Raw genomic sequence first — 19,936 nt, forward strand, 5'->3', positions numbered from 1 at the left:
AAAACGGCCCGTGAACTCCTGGAGCCTGGCCTCGGCCACCTTGAGCATGTCCATGGATCACCCCCGGTACCAGATACGGGCTGCGCCCGCAAGGGGAGATTTACCACGAAACGGAGATGTGGGTAAAGTCCTGTTATGTGTAAGAGTCTGTGTACGGGGGGCATACCGCTCCTGAAGCATCTTCTCCAGCACCTCCTTCACCTCCGAGAACCCCTTTAGTTTCCGTTCTGCCCACCTCCCTGCAAGATGTTCGCTTCGCGAAGCAGCCTGCCTCTCCGACTCCAGGTAAAGAAGCTTGTACACCGCCTCTTCCTTAGGAAACTTGTGGTCCCGCACCTTCGTCCCCCGCCGCACTTCCCGGATAAACCGCTCCATCAGGTTGGTGCTCCGCAGGTACGGCCAAAGCACCTTGGGGTACCCGTAGAACCGCAGGAAGGCCCCCGAATCCTGTACCCAAAGCCCCACCACCCCCGGGTACCGCGAACCCCAGGCGGCCTTCACCTCCTCCAAGGCCCCAAGAGCTTCTTCCCGGCTCTCCGCCCCGTACACCCGCCTCAGGTCCTCCGCCAGCAGGCCCCGGTCCCGCGCCCGCACCTGGGACAGGCTCCACCGCACCCCGTGCACCACGCACCGCTGCCACTCCGCCTGAGGGTAGACCCTGCGGATCGCTTCAGGAAGCCCGGGCAGCCCGTCGGTGATGAAGAGCAATACCCGCCGCAGGCCCCGCTGCCAAAGCTCCCCCAGGACCCCCTCCCATCCCAGGGCGCTCTCCGTGGGCAACAGCCAAAACCCCAGGACCCGCCTCTCCCCATTAGGGGCGATGCCCAGGGCCACATACACGCTTTCCCGTACGATCCCTTCTCCTTCCCTAAAGACCTTTAGGGAAAGCCCGTCCAGGTAGACGAAGGCCATCTCCTCGGGCAAAGGCCGGGTGCGGAAGGCTCCTGCCGCCTCCAGGACCTCGTCCGTCAGGGCGCTCAGGGTCTCGTGGGAGTAGCGGTGGCCTAAGAGCAGGCTCAATATCTCGGCCGCCTTGCGCTGACTGACCCCGGCGGCGTACAAGGCCACAGCTACCTCCCCCACGTCCACCAGGCGGCGGGCGTAGGGCTTAAGGAAAGCCGGGTAATACCGAGATTCCCGATCCCTAGGGACCTTCAGGTCCACCTGGCCGAAGGTGGTCTCCAGCTTGCGGGGGTAGTAGCCGTTCCTGCGCCCCCCGTGCACCTGCAAGAAGGCTGTCCGGTCCAGCTCCAGAACCGTCTGCAGAACCTCGGCTACTGTCTCCCGCACCGCTTCCCTCAGCAAGATCCGCAAGGTATCCTGGTCCACGGGGCACCTCCTCGTGCTAAGGTGTGCCCCCCTATTAAACACGGACCCTTACACATAAATCCTTACACGACCCTACGAAGGCTAACGAGGTTTGCAACTTGCCCCAGGTCGGTACCGCCTGGAGGAGGTGGGCGTGGTTTCATGTATCTTGCCCCCTGAGGGAGGCCCTACCGCCCTGGTTGCCGGGCACCCACGCCCGCGGGATTGATGGGTAGCCACCCGCCCCGGCCTCCCCGCCGCACAGTATCCCGGTCGTGAAAGACCGCATCCACATGGAAGGCCCACAGGGTCGGGTGGCCACCTCCCTCAGGTTACCAAAAAGGAGAGAGCCCATGACCTTCGCCGGTATTGACGTCAGCAAACCCCACCTGGACCTGGCCCTGGTCTCCAACTCCCCCAAACCCACCCGCCTCCGCTTCCCCAACACCCCCGAAGGCCGTCAAGCCCTCCTCGCCGCCCTCGCCCACCACAACCCCGCCTGGGTCGCCCTGGAGCCCACGGGCCCCTACCACCTCCCCCTCCTCCGCCTCCTGGCCGAAAAGGGCCTCCCCGTGGCCCTGGTCAACCCCTACCACCTCGCCGCCTTCCGCAAAGCTAAGGGGGAACGGAACAAGACAGACCGCCAGGACGCCCTCCTCCTCGCCCGCTACGCCCAGGTCTACCACGAAGACCTCCGGGCCTACACCCTACCCCCAGAAACCCTCCAGACCCTCAAGGCCCTGGTGGGCTACCGGGAGGACCTGGCCGGGCGGGAGCAGGCCATCCTCAACCAAATGGAGGCGGCGGAGTGGGCGGGGAGCAGGGAGGTCCTCGCCCTCCTCCAGAAGGAGCTGTCGTGCGTGAAAGCGCTCCTTGGGGAGGTGGAGGCCAGGATCCAGGCCCTCCTCGCCGCCCTCCCCGAGGCGGAGGTCCTGATGGGCCTGCCCGGGGTGGGGCCCCAGGTGGCGGCGGCGGTGCTGGCCCTCCTGCCGCCAGAGCTTTGGGGCCGGGCGAAGGCGGCAGCCTCCTACGCGGGGCTCATCCCCGAGCGGGAGGAGTCGGGAAAGAGCGTGGAGAGGGGTCGGCTTTCCAGGAAGGGGCCTCCCCTTTTGCGGCGGAAGCTCTACATGGGGGCCCTAGTGGCGGTGCGCCATGACCCAGAGATGCGGGCCTTCTACCACCGCTTGCTTTCCCGAGGGAAGACAAAAAAGCAGGCGCTCTTGGCCGTGGCCCACAAGCTCCTCAGGCGGATGATGGGGCGGCTCAGGGAGTACTACGCCGGTCAGCCAGCCCAAGGGGTGGCTTGACAGGCAAGACAGTATCATGTGTAAGGGTCCGTGTTTAATAGGGGGGCACACCTTAGCACGAGGAGGTGCCCCGTGGACCAGGATACCTTGCGGATCTTGCTGAGGGAAGCGGTGCGGGAGACAGTAGCCGAGGTTCTGCAGACGGTTCTGGAGCTGGACCGGACGGCCTTCTTGCAGGTGCACGGGGGGCGCAGGAACGGCTACTACCCCCGCAAGCTGGAGACCACCTTCGGCCAGGTGGACCTGAAGGTCCCTAGGGATCGGGAATCTCGGTATTACCCGGCTTTCCTTAAGCCCTACGCCCGCCGCCTGGTGGACGTGGGGGAGGTAGCTGTGGCCTTGTACGCCGCCGGGGTCAGTCAGCGCAAGGCGGCCGAGATATTGAGCCTGCTCTTAGGCCACCGCTACTCCCACGAGACCCTGAGCGCCCTGACGGACGAGGTCCTGGAGGCGGCAGGAGCCTTCCGCACCCGGCCTTTGCCCGAGGAGATGGCCTTCGTCTACCTGGACGGGCTTTCCCTAAAGGTCTTTAGGGAAGGAGAAGGGATCGTACGGGAAAGCGTGTATGTGGCCCTGGGCATCGCCCCTAATGGGGAGAGGCGGGTCCTGGGGTTTTGGCTGTTGCCCACGGAGAGCGCCCTGGGATGGGAGGGGGTCCTGGGGGAGCTTTGGCAGCGGGGCCTGCGGCGGGTGTTGCTCTTCATCACCGACGGGCTGCCCGGGCTTCCTGAAGCGATCCGCAGGGTCTACCCTCAGGCGGAGTGGCAGCGGTGCGTGGTGCACGGGGTGCGGTGGAGCCTGTCCCAGGTGCGGGCGCGGGACCGGGGCCTGCTGGCGGAGGACCTGAGGCGGGTGTACGGGGCGGAGAGCCGGGAAGAAGCTCTTGGGGCCTTGGAGGAGGTGAAGGCCGCCTGGGGTTCGCGGTACCCGGGGGTGGTGGGGCTTTGGGTACAGGATTCGGGGGCCTTCCTGCGGTTCTACGGGTACCCCAAGGTGCTTTGGCCGTACTTGCGGAGCACCAACCTGATGGAGCGGTTTATCCGGGAGCTACGGCGGGGGACGAAGGTGCGGGACCACAAGTTTCCCAAGGCGGAGGCGGTATACAAGCTCCTTTACCTGGAGTCAGAGAGGCAAGAGGGGAGGTGGGCAGAACGGAAACTAAAGGGGTTCTCGGAGGTGAAGGAGGTACTGGAGAAGATGCTTCAGGAGCGGTATGCCCCCCGTACACAGACTCTTACACATAACTCTTGACACGACCCCAGGGCCAGGTCCAGGTGGGGTTTGCTGACGTCAATACCGGCGAAGGTCATGGGCTCTCTCCTTTTTGGTAACCTGAGGGAGGTGGCCACCCGACCCTGTGGGCCTTCCATGTGGATGCGGTCTTTCACGACCGGGATACTGTGCGGCGGGGAGGCCGGGGCGGGTGGCTACCCATCAATCCCGCGGGCGTGGGTGCCCGGCAACCAGGGCGGTAGGGCCTCCCTCAGGGGGCAAGATACATGAAACCTGGTCCAGGGCGGCCTCCGCCTCCCGGTAGCGCCGTTGCAAACCCCGTCAGCCTCGTAGAGGATTGATACTGTCTTGCCTGTTAAGCGACCCCTTGATCTAGCTGGGTTGCGTAGTACTCCCTGAGCCTTCCCATCATCCGCCTGAGGAGCTTGTGGGCCACAGCCAAAAGCGCCTGCTTCTTTCTCTTCCCTCGGGAGAGCAAACGGTGGTAGAAGGCCCGCATCTCCGGGTCATGGCGCACCGCCACCAGGGCGCCCATGTAGAGCTTTCGCCGCAGGAGGGGGGGTCCTTTCCTGGAGAGCTGGCTCCTCTCCACGCTCTTTCCCGACGCTTCCCGCTCCGGGATCAGCCCCGCGTAGGAGGCCGCCCTCTTCGCCCGGCCCCAGAGCTCTGGGGGCAGGAGGGCCAGCACCGTTGCCGCCGCCAGGTAACCCCATCACGGGGTCCAGAAGCGGAGGGCGGGAAAGGCCCCCAGGTCCCGGTAGTTCAGCGTCCAAACGGGCGCCCCAAGCCGCAGGGCGAGGAGGGCCACGCCCGCGTCCTCCAGGGTGCCCCCCCATCCGGGCAGCCGGGTGAGGAGGAGGCGCACTTCCTCCAGGTCTTCCAGGGTGAAGGGCACCACCACCACCCCCTCCTCTACCTTGGCCAGGCCCTCCCGCGCCGCCTTCGGTCCCGCCTGGAAGAGGAGCCACTTGAACACCTCAAAGAGGACGGGCATGGGCAGGAAGAGCCGGGCGCCGCCCTCGGCGAGGCGGCGGAAGCCCCTCACCGCCTCCTCGTGGTCCGGGTCGGAGCGGTGGAGGAGGGCGATGAGGGGCCCCGCGTCCAAGACCAGCCGCTCTGGGATCACCGCTCCTCGCGGATGAGGGCGTCGTGCTCCCGGGCGGAAAGCTCAGCCCTCTCCACCAGCCCCGCAACCTCCAGGAGGGCCTCCGGGCGCTTGACGAGCTCCCGCTCCAGGAGCTCCCGCACCAGGGCGGAGAGGCTGAGGCCGGGGCGGGCCTTGCGGTAGGCCTCCACCTCCTGGGCCAGGTGGTCGGGAAGGTAGATGGTCACCCGCATATCACACATCATCATACCAGGCCGCCCCCCAGGGCGCGGCCTACCTCCGGGTGCGGGTACCCATGGGGACGGCCCCCCGGGGCCTACCGGGTGCGCCTGGAAGGGGGTGGGGCCTGGGCCACGGCGGAGGTCCAGGTGGAGGCCCTTCCCGCCCGGGTGGTGCTCTCGGCTTGCTCCGAGGGGGGCGCTTGCCGGAGCCTTGCCCTGCCCCGGGAAGGGGGGCCCTTCCGCCTCGAGGGCCTCTCCCTAGCAGCTAAGCTTCTTCGCTATTTCTGCTAGCACGTCTTTCTCCCGCTCCCTGATGAAATCCCTTCGTGTGCTACTTGATCTGGACCCTCGGGATGTGAAAAAAGAGGGGGTGCTATGCAGCAAGATCGTGAGCACCCCCTTTACTATCTTGACGCGGAAACCCTTCTGGTGGCTACCTACATTTGGGTGGATGACGAACTCAAGGCCTTGCAAGCTCAGGACTTCAAGCTCCCCCCAAAGCAAAAGCACCAGAAGGCTACCCTGGCCGAGCTCCTAACCCTCGCCATCTTTCTCCTTTTGCAAGGCCAAGACCTCGCCAAAGGCTACTTGGCCGCCAAGACCACCCTCAAGGCTTACTTCCCCTTCCTCCCCCACCTCTCCCGCTTCTACCGGGTCCTTCAGAAGGCCCAGGGGTTGTTGGCTCACCTGGCCATGAGGCTCTCTGGGGGACAAGGCCTCCTGCAGGTGGTGGACCTCAAGCCTATCCCCCTGGCCCACGGCCACCGCATCCACGGCCTCTCTCTTCCCGAGGCCGCGATGGGGGTAGGACCTCTGGGGGCTTTCGCGGGCTACGTTCTCATGCCAGTGATGAACGAGCGGGGTCTCTTCTTTCGTTGGGCCATTCTCCCCGGTAATGCCCGGGAGACCTGGGGGAGGGACCTGCTGGACGGTCTGCCCGCGGTCCTCGGGGACCGGGGCTTTCGTTGGGTCCAGGGAGTCAAGACACCACCCTATCGGGTCAGGGGAGGAAGGGTACGGAACTGGATAGAGACCCGCTTCAGCGTGATGGTGCGGTCTTTGGGGCTTCATCGGATAGAGGCCCGGTCCTACTGGGGGCTGGTGGCCCGGGTGAACCTCATCCTGCTCGTTCACAACCTCATACGTAGCCGGGTGCTTCTCAGGATGGCCGGGGTGGAGCTATGAGGTAGCACACGAAGGAATCTACCACGGGCCTGAGCAAGCCTTGGCCCAAACACCCCAGGCTTGGGCGGCCTACGCCACCCGCCACTGGGGGGCCTGGCGGAAGAGCTCCAAGAGGCCCCGCTCCCGTTGGGATAGCGGTACCGGGGGCCCTGGTGGGGGTGGAAGCCTCCTGCGTTGCGTGGCCCAGCCCCGGAGGGGGACCTGACGGCAGTGCCCCATCTATCGGGCTTGGGATTTTCCATCTCTTCTCCTCACTTTCATGTTGGTTTTGCACCCCTCCCCCACCCCGCCCCCTCAGCCCTCGCGGGAAGAGGGTTCAGGGCGTGGGAAATGAGGTAGAGAAGGGAGAGAAAGAAGAGGGGAATGGGAAGGAGTGGGGGGAAGGAGCGGGATTTGGTTGTGGTTGGGGAGGTGGGGTGATAAGATGGGAGTGAGGATGAGAGAAGGACTTGGGCTGGAGGTCTGGGACCACCCCGAGGAGCGGAGGCGGGTGGTGGGGGAGGCGTTGGCGCGGTGGGACGAGGGTGCCCTCAAGGAGGCGCTCTGGGCCTACCTGGTGCGCCACCGCAAGAAGCCCGACCGGGCGGCCCCCCATTACGTGGGCTACTTCGTCCGCTGGCTCGCCCTCAAGGGGAGGCGGTGGCCCCATCTGGAGCCCGAGGACCCCAAGGCCTTCCTCCTGGAGGCCAAGGAGAAGGGCTTCCCCGGAGGGGAAAGGGGGCCCCTCTCCTGGGGCACCGTGGAGCGGGCCCGGGCAAGCCTCAGGCACCTCTTCCCCTTCCTGGACTGGGCCGGGCATCCCATGCCGTCCCACGTGCGCCTCCCCTCCCGCCAGGAGCTTCCCGTGGTCGCCCCCTCCCGGGCCATGCCCGAGGAGGCCTACCAGGACCTCCTGGAAAAGGCCGGGGCCTATCCCCTCGCCTACTGGCGTCCCCTCCTCCGGGTCCTCCTCGTCCTCCTGGGGGAGGTGGGCCTCACGGTGAAGGAGGTGGCGGACCTCTGGAAGGAGGACGTGCGGGAGAAGAGCCTACTGGTGCGGGGGACCAAGCTCCGGGAGGTCCCCCTCTCCCCCTCGCCCGGGAGGTCCTCGCCGACTGGCTCCCCCAGAGGGCCTTCCTCGCCTCCCACCAGCCCCTCCCCTACCCCCACCTCCTCCTCAAGCCCGCCCCGGGGAAGAACCGGGGGAAGCCCCTTGGCCTGGAGGAGGCCAAGTGGATCCTCGCCGAGTTCGCGGACTTCGCCGGGGTGAAGGCGGAGGGCAAGCGGCGGGCCGACCTCGCCCTCCCCTTGCGCTGGCGGGCCATCCGCCGCTTCCTCAAAGAAGGCCACCCCAGGGAGAAGGTGGCCTACTGGACCGGGATGAAGAGCCTCGTGGTGCCGGGGTGGGGGGAGGAGTAGGGGCAAAAGGGGCGGTACCGCGCCCAAACCGAGGCCGCACTTGAGAAGGCCCTGGGAGAGGGCTTGGCCGCCCGCAGGGAGCCCACTTCCCCCTCGCCGGGATGGGCCGAAGAGGGCCTCTCCACGATGCCCGGCGCCAGAGCCTGGGGGTGGTTACATAACAGGGTAAGATAGTCCAAAAATGTTGGACCTTACTACCGCAGAATGGCCGGGCCGGCGTAAAATTGGCTTGTGAGCCGGCACGAGAAGGAACGTGAGCTTTACCGGATGGCCCTGGCCCAGGGCGGCGTGTTCACCCTCGATCAGGCCCGGCGCTACGGGATTGACCGCAAGGGGGCAAGCTACCGTGTGCGCACCGGACTGTGGGAGAGGCTTGCGCGAGGCATCTACCGCCTCTCCTTTGCCCCTCTCTCCCAAGACGAGGATCTCGTGCGCATTGCCCTTTGGGCCTCGTCTTACCGGGGGCTGGTGGCCTTCTCCCACGAGACCGCCCTGGCCCTCCACGGGCTTTCCGACCTCCTCCCCGATCGGTACCACCTCACCGTGCCCCGGGGCTTTTCCCGCAAGCCCCGCTGGCAGGTCGTTCTGCACCGTCGGGACCTTGCTCCGGCCGACACCGAGGAACGGCCGGGCTACCGGGTGACCACCCCGCTCAGGACGCTCCTCGACGTGGCCGAGACCTCGCGCGTTCCTGAAGAACAGCTTTGGCTTGCGGTCCACCAGGCCCTCGATCGCGGGCTTGTGTCCCAAAAGCGCCTCGAGGCCGCCCTGCCTGGGCTTTCGGTGCGTGCCCGCGCCCGGCTCCTGCGGGCCCTGCGGTCGCACGCTCTAGGCGCGGTGTCGGCGTGAAGAGGTTCGCCTCCCCCGAGAATCTGCGAAGGGCGTTGGAAGACCGTCTGCGCCGAACTTCGGAGGTCCGGGGGTTGCCTCTTCAGTACCTACGGAAGCGGTTGACGATCGAGCGCTTCCTGGCGCGGCTCTACGCCAAGGGGGCTATCCCTTTCGTCGTCGTGGGAGCCTTCGCCCTTGCGACCCTGCTCGGCAGGCGGCGGACGACCCAGGACCTGAACCTCGAGGCCTGGGAGAGCATCCCGGATCCGCTGGAATTCCCGCAGGACGCGGCCGCCCGGGATCTTGGCGACGGCTTCCTTTTCCGCGTTCGGGAACGGCAGCGAGACCGCACGTCCGGGGTGAGGCGCTTCACCCTAACCGCCCGCCTCGGGGGCAGGTTGTTTGAGGAGGTGGCCCTGGATGTTCACGTGAGCGGTTCGGTGGGGCTCGATCCCGTCCGGGCGAGGTTTGGACCCGTCATCGAGCTCGAGGGCCTCGAGCCGCCCGAGGTGCCCATGGCCCCGCTCGCGTGGCAGTACGCCAACAAGCCGCACGCCTACCTCCGAGAGCGTGCGTCAAGGCAGAAGACGCGCGTCAAGGACCTCGTGGACCTGGCGATACTGACGATCGAGCTCGCCGAGGAGGCGGATCCGCAAACGCTCGCCCGGACCATCGAACGCGTCTATGGGATCCACGGGGGCCGACCCGGGCGGGACTTCCCCGATCCGCCCGCCGCGTGGAGAAGGGAGTTTCACACCATGGCCCGGGAGGCTGGCCCTGAGCCCCCCGGGAGGGACTTCTGGCGCGGGCGCATTACGGCGTTGCTCGAGGCCTTTCGGGCGCTTATCCAGGAGCTCCATGCCCCGGGTCTGTCGCTGCCAGGGGGTAGGGTTGCCGTCCCTGTCCTTCGCCGCCCATGAGGCGCCGCAGGACCTCTTCGGCCTTCTCTTCAACCTGCTGGCTCGCCCCTTCGTAGAGCTTTCCCTCCCGAAGGTCCGCCACCAGGGCCCGCGGCTTCCCCAAGGCTAGGGCGTACACCCCCACCTGGAGCAGGTAGGCCTCCGCGTCCACCCCGCGGTCCGTCTTGTAGTCCAGGACCCAGTCCTCCCCCACCCGGTCCGCCCGGCCCTCGAGGCGCACCCCCAGGAGCTCCAAAGCCACAGGCACCTCTTTCGCCACGGCGTTCCCACGGTAGGGGGCGAAGACCTCGGCAGTGAGGAAGGTGCGGGCAAGCCTCAGGGCCTCCTCCACCTCCTCCCCTTCCGCCCCGGGGAAGCTTTCCTCTAGGAAGGCCCGGCCCTCCCTCTCCAGGTCCTCCAAGGCCTCAAAGCGCTCCAGGAGGGCGTGGGTCATCCGCCCCACCCCGGCCCCGCCCGGAACCTCCTCCTCGGTCTCCTGGGGATCCTCCGGCATCCAGGCCTCGCCGCCTTCGGCCTCGGGCTCCCCCAAAAGGCGCCTCCGGGCCGCCTCGGGATCCCTGGCCGCCAGGGGGAGGAGGGAGACGGGCAAGGCCTCCAGGGGAAGGCCCTGGATCCTCTCCTCGAGGACCTCCACCTCCCCCTCCTCCCCGGACCAGGGCCTCTCCGGCTCGGTGGCCTCGAGGCCCTTCTCCAGGGACCCTGCCCCGATCAGGGTCTGGGGGTCCAGGTCGCCCTTATCAGGGGAGAGATCGGGGGAGAGAAGGAGGTAAAGCCGTTCGGAGGCCCGGGTGGCGGCCACGTAGAGGAGCCGGTTCTCCTCCTGCTTCTCCTCCTCTTCTACCCGGCGCTTCGCCAGGTGGAAGAGGGCGCTGGGGTTGCCCTTCTCGTCCAGGACAGGGGGCACCAGGGCCAGGCCCGGGCGGAAGAGGGGCTTGGTCTTGTTGTTTTTCCAAGAACCTAGCCTGTTCCACCCCCCCACGTTCAGCACGAACACCACGGGCCACTCCAAACCCTTGGCCCCGTGGACGGTGAGGAGGGTCACGGCCTCGCCCGCCTCCAAGGGGGGGCGCTCCACGGAAAGCCCGCTACGGAGGAGGAGGCGGAGGTGGCGGGCCACCAGGAAGGGGTCCTCGCTCCCCACCTCCAGCTTGCGCACCAGGTCAAGGGTGCCCTCCCAGTCCTTCACCCGCCTCCGGCCCTGGGGGAGACGGGCGGCCACCCCCGTGTAGCCCGTGGCCCCGTCCAGGCGCTGAAGGAGTCGGCTTGGGGCCTCGAGAGCCTTGCGCCGGAGGAGGCCCCGGAGCGTCTCCCGGGCCCTTTCGGCCTCGGCGGAAAGGTCCCCCTCCCGTTCCAGAACCTCCCATAAGGTCTCCCCTTCCCCCGCGCCTCCGCCAGGCGGCGGACCTCCCCGTCGGTGAGGGCGAAGAAGGGAGAACGCAGAAGCCCCACCAGGGCCTCCTCGTCCCTGGGGTCTCCCAGAAACCTCAGGGCCAGATAGGCGTCCTTGAAGGCCCGGGTCTCCAGGAGGTTCCCGCCCCCGGCCTCCACCGCGGGCACCTCCAGGCGGCGAAGGGCCTCGGCCACCCGGGCGAGATCCCTCCAGGTGCGGCCCAGGACCGCCACGTCCCGAAGGCTCATGGGCCGGTAGGCCTTCTCCCCGAGGTCGTAGACCTGGAAGCCTTCCGAAAGCAGGCGCCCCACCTCCTGGGCGATGAAGCGGGCCTGGGCCTCCAGGTCCCCCTGGAAGTGGAAGACCCACGGGCCCTCCCCTTCGGGTTTCCTCTCGGCGCTCACGGCCCCGTACCCCGGGAGAAGGGGGGGAAAGAAGCGGTTGTGAAAGTCCGCCAGGCCCTGGTGGTAGCGGTGGCTCTTCTCCAGGCGCCGGACGCGCAAACCCTCCTTCGCGGCCTCTATCTGGAACCTCTCCATCACCTTGGGGTCCGCGCGGCGGAAGCTGTAGATGGACTGGTTGGGGTCCCCCACCACGGTCCAGGCCCGGAGGTCCGGGAAGAGGGCCTGCAGGAGCCGGACCTGTACGGGGTTGGTGTCCTGGAACTCGTCCACCAGGAGCCGCCGGAAGCGCCCCCGGTAGTAGGCCCTCACCTCTTCCTCCTCCAGGGCACGGAGGGCGTGCACCTCCAGGTCGGCGTAGCCCAGGCGCCGGGCCCGGAAGCGGCGCTCCTCCAGGCGGGCCAGAACCCCCTCCGCCAGCTCCCGGAGGAGGGGCCAGACCTCCTCCAGGCGCTCGTCCGCAGGCCCCGGGGAAAACCCTTCCTTCACCCCTCCTAGAAGCTTCAGGAGCCGCTTGAGGGCGGGGTCGTCCTTATACTCAAGCCAAGGTTTCTTGTTGAACTTGACCTCCCCGGCCCAGGCCAGGAGGTCGGGAACAACTTCAGGCTCCTCGGCCCGCCATCCTTTGGGGAAGCCCGGGTACCGCTCCTCCGGCCTCTCCCCGTGGAAAAGCTCCTCCATCCGGCGCCTAAGGCCGCGCCAGGCCTCGAGGCGGAGCGCCTTCGCCACTTCCCCAAGACCCTTCTCCAGGAGTTCCCGGGCGGCCAGGGGGTCCTTCGCCACCTCCCGCAGGGTGTCCAGAAGCCCCTCGTACCCCACGGCCTCCACCAGGGGGGCGTACCTCGGGTCCTGGAGCGCCTCCAGGAGGGCTTCCTCCAGCCACGCCTCCAGGAGGAGGGCGGCCTCGAGGTCCTCCATCACCTGGAAGTCCGCGGGCACCCCCGCCTCCTCGGGGAACTCCCGGCAGACCCGGGCGGCCAGGGCGTGGAGGGTGCCTATGGGGGCCGCCTCCAGCTCGGCCAGGACCCGCTCCTTGTGGCCGAGGGAGCGTTCGCCCACCATCTGCCGCACCCGGTGGCGCAGCTCCAGGGCGGCCCTTTCCGTGAAGGTCACCGCCACCACCTGGAGGGGGGACAGCCCTTCTTCCAAAAAGCCGAGGTAGCGCTCCGCCAGCGTGTAGGTCTTGCCCGTCCCCGCCCCCGCCACGTAGAGATTCGCCTCCATCCCTCACCTCCCCTCGTAGCGGCAAAGGAGCTCCACGGGGCAGGACCGGCAGGCCTCGGCCTCTGCGTCGGGCCGCGGTTCGAAGGCGCCGTCCCGCAAAACCCCGTGGGCTCCCCTCAACACCTCCCGGAGAGCGTCCGCCCAAGACCTTCCGTCCTTCAGACTCTTGGGCACCAGGTCGTGCTTTCCCGTGGTGAGGGAATAGTAGACCCCCCTTCCCCTTCCCCCTCCGTGGAGGAGGATGTAGAGGGAAAGCTGTAAGTCTATCCTGAGCGCCCCCGTTTTGGGATCCTTCACTCGGGGAAGGTGCTCCCCAACTTGTAGTCCAGGTAGAAGTGGCTCCCCGAGCGCCTCTCCAGGCGGTCTATGGTGCCCCGCACCTCCAGGCCGCCGAGCTCTGGCGCGGCCCTGGCAAAGGCCTCTTCCACGGCCACGATCTCCGCGTCCCCCTTCAGGAACTGCTCGTCGTCCTCAAAGGCCCGGGCGAGAAGCCGCAGAACCCGCCTCCGGCGGTGAGGCCAGTCGGGCCGCCTCAGGAAGAAGGGGGGATTGGGCCTCCCCTTCCACTCCTCCTCCACCCGCGAGAAGGCCTCCTCCAGAAGGCCCCCCGCCGCAAGGGCCCTCACCTCCTCGCCCCTCCGTGCGTCCTTCTCCAGCGCGGTCCGGAAGACGCGGGCGAGTACCTGGTGGACGAAGGTTCCCAGGTCCTCCCGGTCCCCGTCCCCCGCCTCCCGGTCCCCCGGGGACGGAGGAGGTGCTTGGCGTAGAAGCGAAAGGGGCAGGTGGCCAGGTCCTCAAGCTGGGAGACGCTGAGGCTTGCGGGAAGGAAGGGCCTCCCCGTGGCCCCGTGGTGGGGGGAGGAGGCCTCCCCTTCCAGGCGGGCCCTCTCGGCCTCGAGGGCCCGCTCCATGGCCTCCTGGAGGGGGTCTCCCTCCCACAGGCCAAGCCTGCGGGCCTCCACCAGGCTTCCCACCAGGGTGCGCCCGGGGCTTCGGGGCTCCAGGCCCAGGCGCTCCAGGAAGGGGCTCATGGGGACGGGCCTCCCCTCCACCACCTCCGGGTAGGTGAGGACCGCTTCGCCGTCCTCCTTCAAGCTCCCTAGAAGGGCGGCGAAGACCAGGGCCTCCCGGGCGGCGGCCTCCCAGGGCTTCTCCGGAAAGAGCCCGAACCGCTCCAGCTCCTCCACCTCGGACAGGCCCAGGAAGGGGTCCTCGGCCACCGGGACCGGGGTAAGGCCTTCCGCCATGCCCAGGACGAAGAGGTGGCGGAAGGCCCCTCCGTAGCGGGCCAGGGGAGTGTGGAGCTCCACCCCCCCGTACCCCGGCTGGGCGGGCACGGTGAGGTGGTAGAGGAGCTCGGAAATCCCCTGGAAGAAGCCCTCCCGGTCCTCCTCCTCCAGCTCCCCGAGGCCTTCCAGGAGGGCCTCAAGGGCCGCCCGCTCCCGGGGCCAGCCCTCAAGCCGCTTCCTCAGGGGGGAAAGCGCCCGGCGGAGGCCCTGAACGAGCTCCCCGCCCGTCTTTCCCTGGGCGAGCTCCAGAAGCTCCCCGGGAAGGCCGAGCCCCTTCCACGCCTCCCCGGAAGGCCTCCGCAGGCGGGCCTGGTCCAGGTCCACCTTTCGCTCCCAGGGAAAGAGGGGGTGGAAGAGGAGGCGCAGGGTGGCCTCGTAGGGGAAGTCCTGGAGGGCCTGGGCCAGGAGGGCGGCGAGGCTTCCCACCCGGCTCTCCCCCACGGGCACGCGGTAGAGGAGGCGCACGGGCAGGCCCTGGTCAAACCCCACGGCGGCCACCAGGGGGCCGTAGCGGCGGTCGTCCCGGGCCACCAGGGCCACCTCTCCCGGGGATAGCCCCTCCCGGAGGAGCCCCTTGAGGGAGGCCAGGACATGGCGCACCTCCGCCTCCATGTCGGGAAAGCGGAGGGCCTGGACCCGGTCCGCCTCTCGCCCCTGGAGACCTCGCCCCTGGAGAAAGGCCCTCCCCAGGCCGGTAAGCTCCAGGGGCCTGACCTTTAGGCCCACCTCCTCCAGGGCCTCCTTGGCCCTGCGGTTGGCCTCTCCCCACGCCCCTTCGGGGAGGAGGAGCTCCACCTCGCTCCCCGGGGCCGCAACCCCCTTCAGGAAGGCCAGCTCCCCCGTCCCCAGGTAGGGGTAGTGCCACAGCCTCAGGGGAAGCCGCTTCCCCAGGGCCGCCGCCCTCGGAAGGACCTCCACGGGGTCCAGGAGCCTCCGGCCCCTGAGCAACTCCCCGTAGCGCCGGGCCGCCCGGGCCACCCGGGCAAGCCGGGGGAGGCCCCCTTCGCCAGGCGGGCAAGCGCCTCCTCCCCCTGGCCGGAGGCCTGGGCGAGCAGGAGGAGGGTCCTCACCGGGCCCTCGAGGGCCGCGGCCAGCCCCTGGGGGTCCTTCGGGGCGAGGGCCTCCCGCACCGCCTGCACCAGCAGGCGGCGGGCCCGGTAGGGGGAGGCCACCAGGAGCCCCCCGTCCCTTAGGAGCTCCCGGGCCAGCCCGGCCAGGGTGCGGTAGGGAACCCCCAGCCTGCGGGCCACCGCCCGGTTGGGGGTGACGTGTATCAGTCCTGGGTCCTCGGCGCGCACACCTTACCTCCTTTCTTCGCTATTTTCGCCTGCCTTCCTGCAACGTAGCCAAGCTGTGAAGCTTGGATGTAACTCCTCTGGGACTTCAGCCGGCACCTTCCCCTGGACCCTCCTGCAACGTAGCCAAGCTGTGAAGCTTGGATGTAACGTTCGGGCCTCTGCCGTTTTGAGGAGAGGAGGAGGAGCTGCAACGTAGCCAAGCTGTGAAGCTTGGATGTAACGGCCCAGCGCCCAGGCGAAAACCCCTTGTTTCAATCCTCACCGGCCCTTTCGGGCCGGTGCAACAGGGGTTGACCAAGGGGAGGTCCTGAGGGGGGCCGGGGTTTCAATCCTCACCGGCCCTTTCGGGCCGGTGCAACGGTAAGCGGTGTACGTCTTCTGTGCCTCCTGGGGAGGTTTCAATCCTCACCGGCCCTTTCGGGCCGGTGCAACGAGCCTTCCCTCCTCGTCCGTGCGGGGCCAGAGGGTGTTTCAATCCTCACCGGCCCTTTCGGGCCGGTGCAACCGGACTGCCTGGAGGGTGTTCACGGGCCGAAAGTAGTTTCAATCCTCACCGGCCCTTTCGGGCCGGTGCAACCTCGGCTCTCTCCCGGGAGAGCACACCCCCTTTGGGGTTTCAATCCTCACCGGCCCTTTCGGGCCGGTGCAACCCCCCTCGGGCTTGGCCTCCTCCTCCAGGGAGCGGAGGTTTCAATCCTCACCGGCCCTTTCGGGCCGGTGCAACCAGGGAGCTAAACCGCGAGGGGCGCGTCCTTCTTGAGGTTTCAATCCTCACCGGCCCTTTCGGGCCGGTGCAACCCCAGACGAGCATGGACTGCGCCCAGCAGGTCTCTTCCAGGTTTCAATCCTCACCGGCCCTTTCGGGCCGGTGCAACTAAGCGCCCGCAAGAGGGCATCAACCTCAGTCATGGGGTTTCAATCCTCACCGGCCCTTTCGGGCCGGTGCAACTCCAGCTGGTCGCCCAGTATGCCTCAAGCGGGATGGCCTTGTTTCATGTATCTTGCCCCCTGAGGGAGGCCCTACCGCCCTGGTTGCCGGGCACCCACGCCCGCGGGATTGATGGGTAGCCACCCGCCCCGGCCTCCCCGCCGCACAGTATCCCGGTCGTGAAAGACCGCATCCACATGGAAGGCCCACAGGGTCGGGTGGCCACCTCCCTCAGGTTACCAAAAAGGAGAGAGCCCATGACCTTCGCCGGTATTGACGTCAGCAAACCCCACCTGGACCTGGCCCTGGTCTCCAACTCCCCCAAACCCACCCGCCTCCGCTTCCCCAACACCCCCGAAGGCCGTCAAGCCCTCCTCGCCGCCCTCGCCCACCACAACCCCGCCTGGGTCGCCCTGGAGCCCACGGGCCCCTACCACCTCCCCCTCCTCCGCCTCCTGGCCGAAAAGGGCCTCCCCGTGGCCCTGGTCAACCCCTACCACCTCGCCGCCTTCCGCAAAGCTAAGGGGGAACGGAACAAGACAGACCGCCAGGACGCCCTCCTCCTCGCCCGCTACGCCCAGGTCTACCACGAAGACCTCCGGGCCTACACCCTACCCCCAGAAACCCTCCAGACCCTCAAGGCCCTGGTGGGCTACCGGGAGGACCTGGCCGGGCGGGAGCAGGCCATCCTCAACCAAATGGAGGCGGCGGAGTGGGCGGGGAGCAGGGAGGTCCTCGCCCTCCTCCAGAAGGAGCTGTCGTGCGTGAAAGCGCTCCTTGGGGAGGTGGAGGCCAGGATCCAGGCCCTCCTCGCCGCCCTCCCCGAGGCGGAGGTCCTGATGGGCCTGCCCGGGGTGGGGCCCCAGGTGGCGGCGGCGGTGCTGGCCCTCCTGCCGCCAGAGCTTTGGGGCCGGGCGAAGGCGGCAGCCTCCTACGCGGGGCTCATCCCCGAGCGGGAGGAGTCGGGAAAGAGCGTGGAGAGGGGTCGGCTTTCCAGGAAGGGGCCTCCCCTTTTGCGGCGGAAGCTCTACATGGGGGCCCTAGTGGCGGTGCGCCATGACCCAGAGATGCGGGCCTTCTACCACCGCTTGCTTTCCCGAGGGAAGACAAAAAAGCAGGCGCTCTTGGCCGTGGCCCACAAGCTCCTCAGGCGGATGATGGGGCGGCTCAGGGAGTACTACGCCGGTCAGCCAGCCCAAGGGGTGGCTTGACAGGCAAGACAGTATCAATCCCCTTTCGGGGAAGCATCTCTTGCAACACGCAATATCGCTCCGGGCCTCCTCCCACCGCAGGCGGTCGCAATCCCCTTTCGGGGAAGCATCTCTTGCAACGGTACCCCCCTTAGAACATCGTCCTGGACGGTGCTCCTGGAGGGGGGGTTTGTGAGAATCATGAAGGCTGGAATATACACATGGCGAATAAAGGGGGTTTTGCGGGGTTTAGCTCGTTGCAAAGCCACTGCAGGAGCGGTCGATAAGCAGGTGAAAACGCATATTGCCCTTGCGCAAGAGGAAAATCGGCTTTCAAGATCCTCGTCCGGCTTCCCGGACACCCCGATTATAGCACTTGAACGTAACGCTTGACTGAGTTCAATAGAGCGCAAGGAAGTCGTGTAGAGTACGCACGCTCCAATCCTTACGGGTTTAGTAGTTTCCTTTGCGGCACAAAAATGCAGCTGTGTATAGTATGATCCCCGGCCCGCCGGTTGTATGGGTCCGGTGGTAGGTCTCCGGCTTTGGGGGGGCTAGGCCTCGGACTTCGGGGAGGGGTTTTGCCCCCCGAAGTCCGCTGCGCAGGTTCCAAGACATCCCGGGTATTTAGGGCCTTCGCTGGTCTTCTTCTGCCAGGTTCTCTCCCGCCGGGTTCCCCAGAAGGGGCCAGGCCTCCACGCCCCGTACACGTTGTCGGCGAAAGAGCGGCGCGTCCCAGAAACAAAAGGCGATCCCAACAGCCCTCCCTGCCCTAAAGAGGGCCCTCCGGTCCCCGATCCGCGATCCTACCTAGGAGGCCCCGGCAGCCTTGCCCCTCGAGGCCAGGCCGAGGAGCCGCTCCGCCCCCTCGGGCCTCGCGGGGAGGTAGAGGTGGACGAAGCTCGCCAGCACCCGCCCGTCGGTGTACCCCTCCACCTCCTCTCCGCCCAGGCGGCGCCAGGCGGGGCTTGGCGAGGCGGGAAGCCTTGCGTAGTGGAACTCGTGCCCCTTGAAGGCCTGGCCCTTCCGGGCCACGGGGCTATCCCGCAAGGCCTCCACCTCCCGGTAGCCGAGGACGGGCCTCTCCGCCATGCGGGCCTCCCCCGGGACCAGGCCCACCATGGGGAAGAAGCGCTCCCCCACCCAGAGGCCCTGGGAGAGGTACATGTACCCCCCGCACTCGGCCACGATGGGGCCGGGGAAGCGGCGGATGGCCTCCCGCAGGGCCACGTTCGCGGAAAGTCGCTCGGCGAAGAGCTCTGGGTAGCCGCCCCCGAGGAGGAGAGCGTGGGCTTTGGGGAGGGCCTCGTCCTCGAGGGGGCTGAAGGGGATGAGCTCCGCCCCCAAGGCCTCAAGAAGCTCCAAAGCCTCGGGGTAGTAGAAGGAGAAGGCCTTATCCCAGGCGTAGGCCACCCGGGCCCGGGGCGGGCGCCTCGGGGGGAGGAAGGGCCTGGCCTCGGGGAGGGGCGGGGCGGAGGCGGCGAGGCGGAGGACCCCTTCCAGGTCCACGCGGAAGGCCCGCCTCAGGGCCTCGAGGGGCGGGGCCATCTCCCCGGCCAGGACCAGGCCCAGGTGGCGCTCAGGAAGCTCCAGGGCGGGGTCTTGGGGAAGCCAGCCGAGGAGGGGGAGGCCCACGGCCTTTAGGGCCTCCTTCAGGATCTCCGCGTGTCGCTCCGAGCCCACCCGGTTGGCGAAGACCCCCACCACCCGCACCCCGGGGTGGAAGTCCCGGAAGCCCAGGGCGAGGGGGGCGATGGAGCCCGCCATCCCCTTGGCGTCCACCACCAGGGCCACGGGGGCCTTAAGGAGCCTAGCCACCTGGGCGGTGGAGCCCACCTCTCCCCGGGGGTCCTTCCCGTCAAAGAGGCCCATCACCCCCTCAATCAGGGCGAAGTCCGCCCCCTCGCCCCGTGGCGGAAGAGGGCGAGGAGGCCCGTTTCGTCCAGGAAGAAGCCGTCCAGGTTGTAGGGCCTCCTGGCGGCGGCCTTCTCCAGGTGGGTGGGGTCAATGTAGTCCGGCCCCACCTTGAAGGGCTGCACCCTTAGGCCCCTCGCCCTAAGGGCGAGGAGAAGGGCCAGGGAGACCGTGGTCTTGCCGGCGCCCGAGTGGGGGGCGGCGAGGAGAAGACGCATCAGTGCTCTATCCCCCTCTGGGCGGGGACGCCCTGGTCAAAGGCGTGCTTTACCTTCCGCATCTCCGTCACCGTGTCGGCCAACTCCAAGAGGGCCTCGGGGGCGCCCCGCCCCGTCACCACCACGTGGACGTGGGGAGGCCTCGCCCGCAAGACTTCCAGGAACTCTTCCAGGGAAACCCAGCCGTAGCGCAGGGGGTAGGTGGCCTCGTCCAGGACCACCAGGTCGTAGGTCCCGGAGAGGAGGGCCTCCTTGGCCCGCCCCCACCCCTCCTGGGCCAAGGCGGCGGAACGGGCGAGGTCCCGGCTCCTCCAGGTGAACCCGTCCCCCAGGCCTTCTATGGGGATGCCTAGGAGGGAGAAGGCCCGGTGCTCCCCGAAGCGGGCGGTTCCATGCTTAATAAACTGGAAAATCCGCACCTTAAGCCCCCGGCCATGGGCCCTGAGGGCAAGGCCGAAGGCGGCCGTGCTCTTGCCCTTCCCGTCCCCGGTGTAGACCAAAAGGAGACCTCGTCGCTCTCCTTGGGGCTTGGCGTAGGGCTTTTGGCGTTTGGGCTCCTCCACGGAAAAAGCTTACC

17 protein-coding genes, 3 pseudogenes and 1 CRISPR repeat array are annotated in these 19,936 nt (G+C 67.9%); of the genes and pseudogenes, 8 read left to right on the forward strand and 12 right to left on the reverse strand.

Translation table 11 applies throughout. From position 1 onward, the window contains the following. Positions 1-57 precede the first annotated feature (57 nt). Positions 58-1,371, reverse strand: coding sequence for an IS256 family transposase (locus tag AV541_RS10460; protein ID WP_167345979.1), 1,314 nt, complete (start codon positions 1,369-1,371; stop codon positions 58-60). A gap of 290 nt (positions 1,372-1,661) precedes the next feature. On the opposite strand from AV541_RS10460, the gene AV541_RS10465 reads away from it, so the two are divergent. Together AV541_RS10465 and AV541_RS10470 are read left to right on the forward strand one after the other, a co-directional pair. Then, positions 1,662-2,615, forward strand: coding sequence for an IS110 family transposase (locus AV541_RS10465; RefSeq protein ID WP_060384865.1), 954 nt, complete (start codon positions 1,662-1,664; stop codon positions 2,613-2,615). Between the two features lie 30 nt (positions 2,616-2,645). Then, complete coding sequence (locus tag AV541_RS10470) at positions 2,646-3,866, forward strand: IS256-like element ISTth4 family transposase (protein WP_060384866.1); 1,221 nt, start codon at positions 2,646-2,648, stop codon at positions 3,864-3,866. A 337-nt stretch (positions 3,867-4,203) separates the two neighbouring features. On the opposite strand, the pseudogene AV541_RS10475 reads toward AV541_RS10470, so the two are convergent. The 3 genes and pseudogenes from AV541_RS10475 to AV541_RS10485 form a co-directional block, all read right to left on the reverse strand. Continuing rightward, positions 4,204-4,557 (reverse strand): annotated as a pseudogene (locus tag AV541_RS10475) (transposase); the annotation flags it as partial. Between the two features lie 3 nt (positions 4,558-4,560). Next, positions 4,561-4,974 (reverse strand): type II toxin-antitoxin system VapC family toxin, encoded by a 414-nt coding sequence (locus tag AV541_RS10480; protein WP_060384868.1) that lies wholly within the window; start codon positions 4,972-4,974, stop codon positions 4,561-4,563. Beyond that, a complete protein-coding gene (locus AV541_RS10485) occupies positions 4,971-5,186 on the reverse strand; it encodes a ribbon-helix-helix protein, CopG family (RefSeq protein ID WP_008631365.1) in 216 nt (71 codons plus the stop codon). The genes AV541_RS10480 and AV541_RS10485 overlap by 4 nt, the downstream gene beginning before the upstream one ends. A 90-nt stretch (positions 5,187-5,276) precedes the next feature. Here AV541_RS10485 and AV541_RS13220 point away from each other — a divergent pair, with 90 nt between their 5' ends. The 5 genes and pseudogenes from AV541_RS13220 to AV541_RS10510 all read left to right on the forward strand — a co-directional run bounded on the left by AV541_RS13220 (position 5,277) and on the right by AV541_RS10510 (position 9,508). Then, on the forward strand, positions 5,277-5,465 hold the full coding sequence (locus tag AV541_RS13220; RefSeq protein ID WP_008633013.1) for a hypothetical protein: 189 nt from the start codon (positions 5,277-5,279) through the stop codon (positions 5,463-5,465). Between the two features lie 84 nt (positions 5,466-5,549). Further along, positions 5,550-6,359 (forward strand): hypothetical protein, encoded by an 810-nt coding sequence (locus tag AV541_RS10495; RefSeq protein ID WP_060384869.1) that lies wholly within the window; start codon positions 5,550-5,552, stop codon positions 6,357-6,359. Between the two features lie 436 nt (positions 6,360-6,795). Continuing rightward, positions 6,796-7,757 (forward strand): annotated as a pseudogene (locus AV541_RS10500) (recombinase XerD). Between the two features lie 231 nt (positions 7,758-7,988). Next, complete coding sequence (locus AV541_RS10505; protein ID WP_038035114.1) at positions 7,989-8,606, forward strand: type IV toxin-antitoxin system AbiEi family antitoxin domain-containing protein; 618 nt, start codon at positions 7,989-7,991, stop codon at positions 8,604-8,606. 101 nt (positions 8,607-8,707) lie between these two features. Beyond that, complete coding sequence (locus AV541_RS10510) at positions 8,708-9,508, forward strand: nucleotidyl transferase AbiEii/AbiGii toxin family protein (protein WP_038035115.1); 801 nt, start codon at positions 8,708-8,710, stop codon at positions 9,506-9,508. Here AV541_RS10510 and AV541_RS12825 read toward each other — a convergent pair. The 6 genes from AV541_RS12825 to AV541_RS13230 are packed head-to-tail and all read right to left on the reverse strand — an operon-like array spanning position 9,432 to position 15,109. Then, complete coding sequence (locus tag AV541_RS12825) at positions 9,432-10,727, reverse strand: 3'-5' exonuclease (protein ID WP_244880712.1); 1,296 nt, start codon at positions 10,725-10,727, stop codon at positions 9,432-9,434. The two genes, AV541_RS10510 and AV541_RS12825, sit on opposite strands and share 77 nt — an antisense overlap. Next, positions 10,691-12,523: a UvrD-helicase domain-containing protein gene (locus tag AV541_RS12830; protein ID WP_244880713.1), complete on the reverse strand. Its 1,833-nt coding sequence runs from the start codon at positions 12,521-12,523 to the stop codon at positions 10,691-10,693. Before AV541_RS12830 ends, AV541_RS12825 begins: the two co-directional genes overlap by 37 nt. A gap of 3 nt (positions 12,524-12,526) precedes the next feature. Next, positions 12,527-12,820, reverse strand: coding sequence for a PD-(D/E)XK nuclease family protein (locus tag AV541_RS12835; protein ID WP_244880714.1), 294 nt, complete (start codon positions 12,818-12,820; stop codon positions 12,527-12,529). Further along, the gene (locus AV541_RS12840) at positions 12,817-13,227 is read right to left on the reverse strand and encodes a PD-(D/E)XK nuclease family protein (protein WP_244880720.1); all 411 of its coding nucleotides are present in this window, start codon (positions 13,225-13,227) and stop codon (positions 12,817-12,819) included. Before AV541_RS12840 ends, AV541_RS12835 begins: the two co-directional genes overlap by 4 nt. Then, positions 13,146-14,729: a PD-(D/E)XK nuclease family protein gene (locus AV541_RS13225; RefSeq protein WP_276325523.1), complete on the reverse strand. Its 1,584-nt coding sequence runs from the start codon at positions 14,727-14,729 to the stop codon at positions 13,146-13,148. Before AV541_RS13225 ends, AV541_RS12840 begins: the two co-directional genes overlap by 82 nt. Further along, complete coding sequence (locus tag AV541_RS13230) at positions 14,681-15,109, reverse strand: hypothetical protein (protein WP_276325524.1); 429 nt, start codon at positions 15,107-15,109, stop codon at positions 14,681-14,683. The genes AV541_RS13225 and AV541_RS13230 overlap by 49 nt, the downstream gene beginning before the upstream one ends. A gap of 248 nt (positions 15,110-15,357) precedes the next feature. Then, positions 15,358-16,058: a CRISPR direct-repeat array (repeat unit 37 nt; unit sequence GTTTCAATCCTCACCGGCCCTTTCGGGCCGGTGCAAC). A 236-nt stretch (positions 16,059-16,294) separates the two neighbouring features. Between AV541_RS13230 and AV541_RS10525 the strand changes: the two genes are divergently transcribed. Then, positions 16,295-17,248, forward strand: a complete 954-nt coding sequence (locus tag AV541_RS10525; protein WP_060384865.1) for an IS110 family transposase — start codon at positions 16,295-16,297, stop codon at positions 17,246-17,248. Positions 17,249-18,037: 789 nt separating this feature from the next. Here the strand turns inward: AV541_RS10525 and AV541_RS10530 are convergent. Together AV541_RS10530 and cobO are read right to left on the reverse strand one after the other, a co-directional pair. Further along, positions 18,038-19,359 (reverse strand): annotated as a pseudogene (locus tag AV541_RS10530) (cobyrinate a,c-diamide synthase). Then, positions 19,359-19,922, reverse strand: a complete 564-nt coding sequence (cobO, locus tag AV541_RS10535) for a cob(I)yrinic acid a,c-diamide adenosyltransferase (protein WP_008631380.1) — start codon at positions 19,920-19,922, stop codon at positions 19,359-19,361. Before cobO ends, AV541_RS10530 begins: the two are co-directional and overlap by 1 nt. Between the last annotated feature and the right edge of the window lie 14 nt (positions 19,923-19,936).

The sequence above is a fragment of the Thermus parvatiensis genome (assembly GCF_001535545.1).
Classification (GTDB): Bacteria; Deinococcota; Deinococci; order Deinococcales; family Thermaceae; genus Thermus; species Thermus parvatiensis.

Coding starts and splice junctions, on each gene's coding strand:
- AV541_RS10495 (WP_060384869.1), top strand. CDS start 5,550: ATGCAGCAAGATCGTGAGCACCCCCTTTACTATCTTGACGCGGAAACC.
- AV541_RS10525 (WP_060384865.1), top strand. CDS start 16,295: ATGACCTTCGCCGGTATTGACGTCAGCAAACCCCACCTGGACCTGGCC.
- AV541_RS12830 (WP_244880713.1), bottom strand. CDS start 12,523: ATGGAGGCGAATCTCTACGTGGCGGGGGCGGGGACGGGCAAGACCTAC.
- AV541_RS10485 (WP_008631365.1), bottom strand. CDS start 5,186: ATGCGGGTGACCATCTACCTTCCCGACCACCTGGCCCAGGAGGTGGAG.
- AV541_RS10465 (WP_060384865.1), top strand. CDS start 1,662: ATGACCTTCGCCGGTATTGACGTCAGCAAACCCCACCTGGACCTGGCC.